Source organism: Rahnella sp. GSA61A, assembly GCF_019969905.1.
Taxonomy (GTDB): domain Bacteria; phylum Pseudomonadota; class Gammaproteobacteria; order Enterobacterales; family Enterobacteriaceae; genus Rahnella; species Rahnella aceris.
The window spans coordinates 1-10,846 of record NZ_JAHXYO010000041.1 but is presented as its reverse complement, the minus strand read 5'-3'; the positions used below and the strand labels follow the sequence as shown (position 1 = coordinate 10,846).

The 10,846-nt window shown below is 51.2% G+C and carries 11 protein-coding genes; 3 read left to right on the top strand and 8 right to left on the bottom strand.

Annotated elements, in window-relative coordinates:
* Window positions 1-195 precede the first annotated feature (195 nt).
* Window positions 196-585, top strand: a complete 390-nt coding sequence (locus LC431_RS26030; protein ID WP_255611253.1) for a restriction endonuclease — start codon at window positions 196-198, stop codon at window positions 583-585.
* Between the two features lie 184 nt (window positions 586-769).
* On the opposite strand, the gene LC431_RS26025 is transcribed toward LC431_RS26030, so the two are convergent.
* The 7 genes from LC431_RS26025 to LC431_RS25995 form a co-directional block, all read right to left on the bottom strand.
* Window positions 770-1,834, bottom strand: a complete 1,065-nt coding sequence (locus LC431_RS26025; RefSeq protein ID WP_223510473.1) for an alpha/beta fold hydrolase — start codon at window positions 1,832-1,834, stop codon at window positions 770-772.
* A gap of 107 nt (window positions 1,835-1,941) precedes the next feature.
* Window positions 1,942-2,526 (bottom strand): flavodoxin, encoded by a 585-nt coding sequence (locus LC431_RS26020; RefSeq protein WP_223510472.1) that lies wholly within the window; start codon window positions 2,524-2,526, stop codon window positions 1,942-1,944.
* A gap of 9 nt (window positions 2,527-2,535) precedes the next feature.
* The gene (locus LC431_RS26015; protein ID WP_223510471.1) at window positions 2,536-3,297 is read right to left on the bottom strand and encodes a carboxymuconolactone decarboxylase family protein; all 762 of its coding nucleotides are present in this window, start codon (window positions 3,295-3,297) and stop codon (window positions 2,536-2,538) included.
* Window positions 3,275-3,754 (bottom strand): cupin domain-containing protein, encoded by a 480-nt coding sequence (locus tag LC431_RS26010; protein WP_064367692.1) that lies wholly within the window; start codon window positions 3,752-3,754, stop codon window positions 3,275-3,277. Before LC431_RS26010 ends, LC431_RS26015 begins: the two co-directional genes overlap by 23 nt.
* A 64-nt stretch (window positions 3,755-3,818) precedes the next feature.
* On the bottom strand, window positions 3,819-5,276 hold the full coding sequence (locus tag LC431_RS26005) for a heavy metal sensor histidine kinase (protein WP_064367693.1): 1,458 nt from the start codon (window positions 5,274-5,276) through the stop codon (window positions 3,819-3,821).
* Window positions 5,277-5,291: 15 nt separating this feature from the next.
* A complete protein-coding gene (locus LC431_RS26000) occupies window positions 5,292-5,972 on the bottom strand; it encodes a heavy metal response regulator transcription factor (RefSeq protein ID WP_064367694.1) in 681 nt (226 codons plus the stop codon).
* Window positions 5,973-5,986: 14 nt separating this feature from the next.
* Window positions 5,987-7,153: an aldo/keto reductase gene (locus LC431_RS25995; RefSeq protein ID WP_219857198.1), complete on the bottom strand. Its 1,167-nt coding sequence runs from the start codon at window positions 7,151-7,153 to the stop codon at window positions 5,987-5,989.
* A gap of 250 nt (window positions 7,154-7,403) precedes the next feature.
* Here LC431_RS25995 and LC431_RS25990 point away from each other — a divergent pair, with 250 nt between their 5' ends.
* Window positions 7,404-8,453, top strand: a complete 1,050-nt coding sequence (locus LC431_RS25990; RefSeq protein WP_370633982.1) for a CocE/NonD family hydrolase — start codon at window positions 7,404-7,406, stop codon at window positions 8,451-8,453.
* Between the two features lie 259 nt (window positions 8,454-8,712).
* The gene (locus LC431_RS25985; RefSeq protein ID WP_223510470.1) at window positions 8,713-9,393 is read left to right on the top strand and encodes a nitroreductase; all 681 of its coding nucleotides are present in this window, start codon (window positions 8,713-8,715) and stop codon (window positions 9,391-9,393) included.
* A gap of 7 nt (window positions 9,394-9,400) precedes the next feature.
* Here the strand turns inward: LC431_RS25985 and LC431_RS25980 are convergent, their stop codons facing one another.
* On the bottom strand, window positions 9,401-10,603 hold the full coding sequence (locus LC431_RS25980) for a multidrug effflux MFS transporter (protein ID WP_223510469.1): 1,203 nt from the start codon (window positions 10,601-10,603) through the stop codon (window positions 9,401-9,403).
* Window positions 10,604-10,846: the final 243 nt, after the last annotated feature.

The window sequence follows — 10,846 nt, the reverse complement described above, 5'->3', positions numbered from 1 at the left end:
GCTTCAGCCTCGCGGAGGATACTGATGATCTGTTCGTCGGAAAAACGCTTCTTCATGGGGATGTCCTCATGTGGCTTATGAAGACATTACTAACATCGTGGTGTATTAATCAACGGGGAGCAGGTCATTTTCAGGAAAATAAAAATTGATAAAGAAATTGAGGCTGATATCACATCGGGTGATGTAATCAATAATTTGGTCTATCCAAATGTAACTCCAGGCTCGAAGGAGTTTGAAAGTATGGTTGGTGAAGTACTTAATGAACTTGGAGTGCTTTCAGAAAGAGTTGAAGCAGGAAAAGATGATGGTTATGACTTTGAGATTAAAACCCAAGAACAGAATTATATTGTTGAGGTGAAAAGGTATTCAAAACTACTCGGTTTGGCTACAGCTCGTGAATTTATATATAAAGTGAATCAATCAGGTAAGGGTGGTATTTTAATTGTTAGCTCTGGCTTTACCGAAAGAACAAAGCAACTTATAAATGAACATAATGCTTTATCTGAAAACCAAAAAGTATATCTTGTAGTGGCTAAGGCAAAGACTGAGCTTAAGGGTATATTGGCCAAAATTTTACGGCTATAGTGTTGAAATTACCCGATTTGGGGAGCAGTAATTTTTTAGAGTTCTGATGTGGCTTGTTGAATAGGTTTGTTGGCTCATGTGTCATGTGCTTTATCATTAAGATAGCTATGGTTAAAAACTAATATGACTCTACCGAGTCCTCAGACACGAGAACTCGGTAGATTGGACTGATGGGTCTATTCCACTACTGCAATTTTTTTTCCTTCAGAAATTTACTCACCAAATCAGCAATCTGCATATTGTTGAGATCAGAGAATGGGAAGTGGGTATTCCCTTTGATTCCCATTTCAGGCAGATGCGTCACCGTCACATCCCCGCCATGCTTGTTCACCACGTCGCGCCACTCCCGAGCCATTGCAAGGCGTACGCGCCAGCTGTCCTGCGCGGGCATGGCGACAGGTTTATCCGGAATGTTATCGCCGTAAATAATCAGAATCGGGATTTTGGTCAGGGCCATAAACTGCTCCATTGGCACTGGCTCACCCTTCAGCGTGTCGAACGCGCTTGGCATAGGGGCAGGGAGTTCTTTTTCCGGGAAGACAAAGCTGCTGCCAGGCTCGAAGGCGACAATGGCTTTGACCTTGTCGTTTTTCATCGCCGTGTACCAGCCTGGTCCGCCACCCTGAGAGTGGGTGAAGAGGATAGCGGGGCCGGATTTATCCACGACGGCGGACATCGCATCAGAGATCACATTGATATCAAACGGCCCGGTGTTCGGGGTCATCTGACGGAAATACTGATTCAGTGCTTCTTTGTCGTGAGAGAACTGAACGCCCTTAAAATACTCTGGCCACACGCCAACGCGGAACTGGTTGAACCACATTTGTTCATCCGGTTTAGGCGTAACAGTACCTTCTACAGTCGTACGTCCGGCGCTGCCCCGACGCGGCTGATCGACAAGATAAGTTGAGAACCCGCGACGCAGGAAGATGTTCTGGAACCCTTCGCGACCATCCGGGGTACTTTCCCAGGTACGGGAGAACTGACCCGCACCGTGCAGCATCACGATAGGGTATTTATGCGGATTTTCCGGAATTTGGTAGAACACTGAGGCATGATCGCCATGGTAGGTTTGACCAGCAGAGTCCAGCGGCTTTTTCGCATCAAATGTTCCTGGTGCGGTGATGATAGTGCCACCAGCAGAAAAGCTTCCTTGTTCCTGAATGACCAGCGGCTCGGCATAGACCGACTGAGCCACCAGGCCACCCGCCATTACGCAGATGGCCAGCGTTTTTAAGATTGTCTTCAAGATTACATCCTCTGTTATGTTTGACGTTCAATCATATCTGAGTTGTCCGCGTTAATTATTTAGCACCCCTGATTGCCCTTATTTGGCAGACTCATGAATGCGGACGATTAACTGCGTATTGTCTCTAACCAGCTGGTGACCGTTTCAGTGGTTCTTCGCTCCTGGTCGCATTCAATGACCAGCGGTTTTTCCCGACGTGCAGTCGGGGCAAGACGGGTAAGGATGTCGTCGCTGTCTCCTTTACCGTAGCCACCGTGAGTAATGAAGGGGATGATTAACTTGCCCGCAAGGTTGTGGCTGCTGAGAAATGTTTGCACTACAGGCGGCACGCTGGTCCCCCAGATCGGAAAGCCTAAATACAGGGTCTCGTAGCGTGAGATATCTGCGACGCTATTTTTCAATGCGGGTTTTACTCCCCGCTCACGCTCATTTTTCGCCTGTTCAACGGTCTGAAAATAGTCTTCCGGATAAGGCGTAGCCGGTTCGATTTCAAACAGATCGGTATTCAGGCTGCGGTGAATGACGCCCGCAATCACCCGTGTATTTCCGCTGCGGGAAAAGTACGCCACCAGAACACGGCTTTTACTCTGCACGTTTGCGGTTCCGGTCGCAGCTGATGCAAAAGAAACGTTCGCCAGCGTCAGCCCGGCAAGTGCGGTGATTAACATTCTGCGGTTGGGATCATGCTCCATAATCCACTCCTAATTGTTTGCGAGCGCCTGCTGCAGCGCCTTTTCAGCCCGCGTTGCTGCATCATTTTCGCCATGTTCACGCAGAACCAGTACCAGCTGGCGCAGCTGTGCTGCCGTCAGGCCGACCCGCATGCTGGCTCGCGTATGCGATAACAGCTGGGCTTCAACGCCTGATGTGGCCGCTAATGCACCAACCGTTGCCAGCTCGCGGCTTTGCCAGTCGAGGTTATCGCGGGCGAAAATGTCGCCGAACAGGTGCGTTTGCAGGAACTGATTAATGACCGGGGCAAAGTCAAACAGCGGGCCCTGAACGGGAGCGCCTGAGATTTTAGTCTGATTTGCGGTACCGACACGGCGAAGCTCATCCCCGACAGGGATCGGAGCAACCGGTTCTTTACCCTCAACGTCTTCGATGCCACGTTGTTTACGTGCTTCGACGACCTTCATCAGTTCACTAAGCGCATTCAGGCTACGGGGGAAGCCCGTATAGGCATAAAGCTGGACGAGAATCTCTTTGGTTTCGTTTATGGTGAGTCCTGCATCAAGTCCCTGATTCAGGGCTGCATTCAGCTTATCCATCTGACTGCTGGCCATCGATGCCGCAATCAACGGGATGGCCTGCTGGCTGGCCGACAGCGTATCCGAAACGGTTTGTTCGTGGTTCATTTCTGAGGCTCCTTTATTGACGGGCGCAGCATTTGCCGTGAGACCAAAACCAAAGGTCAGCAGTACCGCTGCCGTTAATGCCTTAATGGGCGTGGTATTGTTCATCTGTCACTTTCTCCATCCAGTTAACGCTCTTACCATCCACAACCCCGGTTATCGCCAGATGCGTCATCGCGCTGCCGGGTGCCGCGCCGTGCCAGTGTTTGACGCCCGCAGGGCAAGAGACAACATCGCCCGCGCGGATAATCTGTACCGGCTGGCCTTCTTGTTGTGTGAGCCCAACACCAGAGGTCACAATAAGCCGCTGACCTGCCGGATGCGTATGCCAGGCAGAACGGGCTCCGGGTTCAAAGGTGACATAAGCCCCGGAAACACGGATGTCGTTATCAGGTTTGAAGAGAGGATCAACCCGGACGCGACCGGTAAAATTCTCCGCTGGCCCATACACCGCGTTCTGACTTCCTGCTGGGGCAATATGGACAGCGGGATTTTGCTCCGCTGCCCAGGATGAAAAGGTGAAGAAGGGCAGTAACAGCCCGAGGTAACGTAAATGTCCGATCATGCAAAGCGTCCTTATCAATGAAGAGGGGATTGCCTGCGATGATTTTATCGAGAGGGTGATGACGTCAGGCTGACGCCCCCCTGACAATTCTGTCAGTTAACCCGGGTCCCGGCTCAGCGCCGGATTGAGCATTGCCCGCCGCTTTATCCGCTTGTATTGCAAAGGTGAGGCCAAATGTATTGATGCCACCTTCACTACGCGCAAAGACATCCCCCCTGTGCATAATGGCGACAGCACGCACGATCGACAGGCCCAGCCCATGATGGGTATCACTTCTGGCCCGGGAGGTGTCAACGCGATAGAACCGCTCGAAAAGCCGGTGTAAGTGCTCTGGCGATATCGGATCGCCAGGGTTTGAAACTTCAACACAGGCCTGATGACCTTTTTCGCTTAACCGCACCGTTAACCTGCTGCTGGAGGGTGAATGTCTTGCGCTGTTTTCCAGTAAATTAGCCAGTGAGCGGTGGAACAGCCGCCGGTCGATGTGCGCGGTGACATCCCCCTCCACATCCAGAGAAAGCTGTTTTTCCGCAAAAGAGGGTTCCACATACTCCGCTGTTTTCAGGGTTTCTTCCCGCAGGGAAACCTGCGTAAGCTGGGAAGCATGTTCACCCGCGTGAGCATGAGACAGGAACAGCATGTCGTTTACGATTGACGTCATACGCTCAAGCTCCTCGAGATTGGAACCCAGTAACTCTTCCAGTTCTTCATGCGAACGCCGGCGTGAGAGACCCAGTTGCGTCTGACCAATCAGATTCGTCAGCGGGGTACGGAGTTCATGCGCAACATCGGCGTTAAAGCTTTCGAGCTGACGCCAGGCGATTTCCTGACGCTCTAACACGCCATTAAATGATGATGCCAGTTGCTGCAGTTCTTCGGGCAAAGCGCGGGTATTCAGGCGCTGACCATGGTCACCCGGTGCGAGATGTTGCGCCTGCTTACTGAGCATCCCCACAGGACGCAGGCCAATACGTGAAACGACGTATCCCAGCAACGCGACAATCAGTACGCCAAGCGCGGCAATAATCAGCAGAGTACGTGTGAACGCATCGAGTGTGCCCATATACGGTGTGGAGTCGATGGCAACCACATAGCGTAGCTCAGGTCTTTCACCGTTGGCAGGGATGGTTTTCACTAACAGGAACAGCGAGCATGCGCCTTCCGATGCGCCGGGCACTTTATTAAAGCCTTCCTGCAAAGAAGACCACTGAACACCCACTGGTGGCGTTCCCCCCATGCTAAAACGCGGGTTATCGCTCACTATCCAGTAGCGAACGCGCTCACCTTCAGAATTGGTTAAGACAGTGAATTTATTGGCCAGCGTAGACCAGCCGTCCGCCGAGGTTCGTGCGGTGATCCACGGACTCATCAATGATTCCCGGAATAGCAGTTCGTTATGCATCTGCTTTTGCAAAGAGTCATGTAAGGAGCTTCTGAGCAGGATGCCGATAACGGATACAATCAGCAGCGCGGATAAGGCAAACATCAGCGCCAGATGAACGGAAATGGAACGCTCAGGCATGCTTATCCCCTTCATTTATTCGGACCGGACTTCGAGGACATAACCCATGCCACGGACGGTATGCAGTAGTTTGATATCGAACGGGGCATCCACTTTGGCTCGAAGTCGTTTAATGGCGACTTCAACAACATTGGCATCGCTGTCAAAATTCATGTCCCATATCTGCTCAGCAATCATCATCTTTGACAGAATCTCACCCTGATGACGGGACATAAGACTCAGCAGGGAAAACTCTTTTGCGGTCAGTTCCAGTCGCGTTCCGGCGCGAAAAACGCGGCGAGCAAGTAAGTCGAGGTGCAGATCGTGAATTTGCAACTGGGTGATGTCCGCGCCATCCGTAGCGCGGCGACGCACTAGTGCCTGAATGCGCGCCACCAGCTCAATAAGCGAAAAGGGTTTGGGAAGATAATCATCTGCGCCAAGGCGCAGTCCTTTAACGCGCTCGTCTACCGATCCCCGTGCAGAGAGCATCAGCACCGGCGTCTGTTTGACAGCCCGCACCCCCTCAAGAACCCGGTAGCCATCCATCCCCGGCAGCATCACATCCAGAATTATCGCGTCGTAGTCGAACTCCAGCGCGTAATGAAGACCTTCAGCGCCATCTGCAGAAACATCTATCATAAATCCGGACTCACTCAACGCACGGTTGAGATAGGTTGACGTTTTTTCTTCATCTTCGACTAACAACAGGCGCATAACGGGACTTCCTCTTAACTTTTCATCGGTGCTTCAACATCGGAATAAACCTGCACGGCATCCGGCAGACGTTGACCCTGGATAGTGATGGCATCCAGTGAGCGGGTAAGCTCGGTCATTTCTGCCGCAGTCAGCGACACGCCGGTAGCCGCTGTGTTTTGCAGCATATGGTCTTTATTGGTGGTGCCAGGGATGGGAACTATCCAGGATTTACGGGCCAGGAGCCATGCCAGCGCAATCTGACCCGGCGCGGCATTTTTTCTTATCGCCCAGGTTTTCAGCAGCTCAACGAGTTGTAAGTTGTGCGGGAGATTGTCGGGTGAAAATCGCGTTTCTATAGCACGTATATCACCGGCAGCGAACCGGGTATTCCCATCAATCCAGCCCGTTAAAAACTGCACGCCGAGTGGGCTCCATGGCACAAAGCCAATGCCCAGCTCTTCACATAGCGGAAGTACCTGCTTTTCAGGGCCGCGCCAGAGCATGGAGTATTCACTTTGTACGGCAGTAACGGGTAATGCCGCATGGGCGCGTCTCAGCGTATTGATACCCATTTCAGACAGCCCCCAGTGCAGGACTTTCCCTTGATCCATTAAATCTTTCACCACACCGGCGACATCTTCGATCGGGATCTGCGGGTCAACCCGGTGCTGATACAGTAAATCGATACGATCGGTACGCAGGCGTTTGAGCATGTTTTCGACGACCTGCCTGATATGCTCCGGTCTGCTGTTGAGACCCGGCAGTCGCTTACCTGTCTGCTGGTCAATGTTCCAGCCAAACTTAGTGGCGATAACGATTTTGTCCCTGAACGGGGCGACGCCTTCCCCGAGAATTTTTTCGACTTCAAACGGGCCGTAGGCTTCAGCTGCGTCGAAGAACGTTACCCCTTCATCAAAGGCCCGGTGGATAACATTGAGCATCTCGGGACGCCAGGGAACAGAGGTGTCATATTTGCGACTCATGTTCTGCACGCCCAGACCGACGGAAGAAACTTCCAGCTTGCCGAGTTTACGTTTGCCCGGAGCCGCAGGGCGATGGCTGGTTTGTCTGGATGAATCGACCTGAGAGGACTGGCTCGCCGCCGATACGTGGGGGATCAGCGAGGCGGCGGCAATACCCGCCCCGGCGACTAATAGCTTGCGTCGCGCTGGCATTGTTGGGTCATTCTGGCTTTTCATTGATTACTCCTTTTCCCAGAAAATTGAACATGAATCTCATTAAAGCGAGAACATTCTGCCTTCTGATTGCCAACATAAAGCTGACGGTTACCTGACAGCATTGTCAGAAACACTTACCCATCCCGGTACGTTTCCTGACGAAAATGTTATTTCCCGGTCACGATGCTGACAGCCCTCTATGCCTACTCTGAGCCTGCAAATTTGATTCCGCGAGCCTGCATAACCAGGCTGACATTCATCGGGAGATACCATGAAATTCACACTTATAAGTGCAATGCTAATCACGGCAATGGCCGGAGTGACCTCAGTCAATGCGGCTGATTACAAAAAAAATCCGTTCACACTCGTCTATGACGGTGCCATCACCGAGAACGTCAAAGGCAAGGTCAACATTCATCCAGTGAAATACGATCTGCATGGCATCCAGATCGCCGCGAATGTCTATACCCCTGCTAACTACGATCCCGCTAAAAAATACCCTGCCGTGGTGGTCGCACATCCTAATGGTGGCGTAAAAGAACAGGTCGCCGGGTTGTATGCCCAGCGTCTCGCAGAGCAGGGGTACATCACGATTACCGCCGATGCGGCTTATCAGGGCGCCAGCGGTGGTATGCCTCGCAGCGTGGATAAACCGGCTAACCGTATTGAGGACGTTCACGGCATGGCTGACTACATCAGCCAGTATCCGGGAGTCGATACTTCCCGCCTGGGTCTGCTGGGTATTTGCGGAGGTGGCGGGTATTCACTGGTTGCCGCCGAGACAGACAAACGGTTCAAATCGATTGCAACCATCAGCATGTTTAATTCAGGCCTTGTACGCCGCAATGGTATGCAGGATTCACAGCTGGATACTCTCCAGCAGCGGCTTCAGCAGGCTTCTGACGCGCGCGCTCAGGAAGCAGCCGGAGGTGAAATTCTCTACTCCGGTGACGCCAACCTGACTGATGAACAGATAGCCAAATTACCTTTTGCCTTGTATCGCCAGGGCTACGAGTACTACTGGAAAACCCACGCACACCCGAACTCAACGTTTAAATACACCACAAGCAGCCTGTTAGATTTGATGAACTTTGACGTGACTGACCATATCAATCTCATCAATAAACCGCTGCTGATGATTGCCGGTACAAAAGCGGATACGCTCTATATGACTGAAGATGCGTTCGCTAAAGCCACCGGTACGAAGAAAAAAGAACTCTTCCTGATCGAAGGCGCTACCCATATCGAGACGTATTGGGTGCCTAAATACGTTGACCAGGCAATGCAAAAGTTAGACGTCTTCTTCGATAAAAATATTTAGTTGGCCTCCGATGATGCCCCAGCCGTGCAGGCTGGGGTATTTCCATCAGCTGTAGCCATTTTCCGCTTGCGTGTTCACGCGATAGACCCAGATTAACGAAGTTGCGGTTAAAGATAATTACGCTGCTTAAATAGGCGCTATGAATAGAATTCATAGACCTAATCTGGAACCGGGAATGAAAACGATGACCCTGATGTGACAGGATGGATCGGGAGAGAGTGAATCATTAACTTCAAATTATTTTCAGGCGGAGAAGCAAATGAGTACGCAAGAGCCAACATTTAGTGAGGTAGTAAAAAACAGGTACTCGGCAAGAGCCTTTCTTCCATCTCCTATCCCCAGCGATGCCCTCAAAGACATTTTGCTTGAAGCGCAATGCGCTCCGTCCAACTGCAATACTCAACCCTGGTCCCTGCATATCGTTGCAGGAGAAAAGCTTCGTGAATTAAGTCATGCACTGACGGAAGATCTGAGGGCTGGGAACTACAGTCTTGATTTTACATTTGATAAAGAAGCCTATCCCGATCCATTCAGGCAACGAGCTTCGGAGCAGGGGCGCTCGTACTATCAGGCATTGGGCGTTGCGCGGGGAGATAATTTAAGCCGTTCAGAAGTGGTAGAACGTAACGTGAAATTTTTTGGCGCGCCTCATGTTGCTCTGTTGTTCATTCCTGTTGTTGGGGACAACGTTCGCGTTGCCTCGGATGCCGGTATGTATGCGCAGACATTCCTGCTTTCCCTGGCAGCTCGCGGTTACGCAGGCGTTCCACAGGCAGTGCTGAGTTATTTTGCCCAAACGGTGCGTCTGATATTAAATGTTCCAGAGGGTTTCATGCTGCTTTACGGTATTTCGTTTGGGATCCCAGATAAAACGCATCCCTCCCTGAGTTACAGGGAAGGGCGGGTATCTATAGACGAAAGTGTCGTCTGGCATCAATAACGAAGTATTATTTTTTTAGCTGAACGGTCAGTGCCATCAAGGCGCTGGCTGCTGTAAAAAACGCAATTATCCAGCCCATCGTCCAGGGCGTGCCATCACTGAACAGAGCAAGAAGAAGTGAAGAGATGATGCCACTGCCGTATTGTAACGCGCCCATTAGCGCCGATGCAGAGCCTGCAACATTAGGCACTGCGTCAAGTGCGCAAGCTGTGGATGTTGCTGCGATGATGCCATTCATAGAGAAAAATACGAACACGGCGCCGACAATTACGGTAATTCCACCTGCGCCCAGGCCGGTCGTGACCGCCAGCACTATTGCGGCAATAGTGGCGATGAATACGGCATTCTTGAGCAACGCTTCCAGTGGGTAGCGGTGAACCAGGCGTCTGTTGACCATACTCACAGCCATTAATCCCACAATGTTTACTGCAAACAGCCAACCGTAATGCTGCGGGTCAACACCGAAGTACGTGATGTACACAAACGGGGAGCCGGTGATAAAGGCGTAGGCCGCGACGTAATAGAACGTCAGACACAGAGTAAACCGCATGTATTTGGCGTTGGTTAGCAAGGCATAGTAGTTTTGAAAGGCTCTGGTTACGGAGGCTTGAGAGCGTTTTTCAACAGGTAATGTCTCCGGTAACCAGAATAAAGACATCAGCATTAATGTTCCGATAATCGCTAGCAGCCAGAAAATGGCATGCCACGAGGTGACTTTAATCATTTGCCCGCCGATTAGGGGCCCGGCAATCGGCGCGATGGCCATAATGATCATCAGAGTTGAAAGCATTTGTGCTGCACGAGTGCGGCTAAACAGGTCACGGATCATTGCTCGAGCCAGCATCGGGCCGGTACAAGCACCTAACGCCTGAAAAACACGCCAGAAGACAATTTGCACGATATCTGTTGATAATGCGCAGCCCACTGAGCCGATGATGAACAGGCCTAAACCGATAAACAGTGGCAGTCGACGCCCATAACGATCGCTAATCGGTCCCCAAATCAGTTGTGCAATGCAAAAGCCGATAAGGAACCCTGTGATCGTCAGCTCTGCATCACCCTGTAAATCTTTCGCCATGACGGGCATAGCCGGAAGATAGATGTCGGTTGATAAAGAGGTAACAGCCATCAGGGCGCTGAGAATGAGTAGAAACGATAGACCTGTATTGTTAGCTGTAGCTGACTGTGTACGTGTCTGTTGATTAAGCATGGTGATCCGTTGAACATGAAGAGATAAGGGCATATTAACGGGTTTGTGCTCGCTGATAATCACGGGAGGAGGATAGGGACTATGAATAACATTCATTAATATTGGGAATTGCGAAGTGTAGTGATGTTATGGACGCCCCTCCCTGAAGTAGCCAGTGCCATACTCTATTGACTGCAATTAATTCAGGAGTGATATCACATGAACACAATCAGAGTTGTTGGTATCGACATTGCCAAATCTGTT

Coding starts and splice junctions, on each gene's coding strand:
- LC431_RS26000 (WP_064367694.1), bottom strand. CDS start 5,972: ATGCGCCTGTTGTTAGTCGAAGATGAAGAAAAAACGTCAACCTATCTC.
- LC431_RS26015 (WP_223510471.1), bottom strand. CDS start 3,297: ATGAACAATACCACGCCCATTAAGGCATTAACGGCAGCGGTACTGCTG.
- LC431_RS26020 (WP_223510472.1), bottom strand. CDS start 2,526: ATGGAGCATGATCCCAACCGCAGAATGTTAATCACCGCACTTGCCGGG.
- LC431_RS25995 (WP_219857198.1), bottom strand. CDS start 7,153: ATGAAAAGCCAGAATGACCCAACAATGCCAGCGCGACGCAAGCTATTA.
- LC431_RS25985 (WP_223510470.1), top strand. CDS start 8,713: ATGAGTACGCAAGAGCCAACATTTAGTGAGGTAGTAAAAAACAGGTAC.
- LC431_RS25990 (WP_370633982.1), top strand. CDS start 7,404: ATGAAATTCACACTTATAAGTGCAATGCTAATCACGGCAATGGCCGGA.
- LC431_RS26010 (WP_064367692.1), bottom strand. CDS start 3,754: ATGATCGGACATTTACGTTACCTCGGGCTGTTACTGCCCTTCTTCACC.
- LC431_RS25980 (WP_223510469.1), bottom strand. CDS start 10,603: ATGCTTAATCAACAGACACGTACACAGTCAGCTACAGCTAACAATACA.
- LC431_RS26005 (WP_064367693.1), bottom strand. CDS start 5,276: ATGCCTGAGCGTTCCATTTCCGTTCATCTGGCGCTGATGTTTGCCTTA.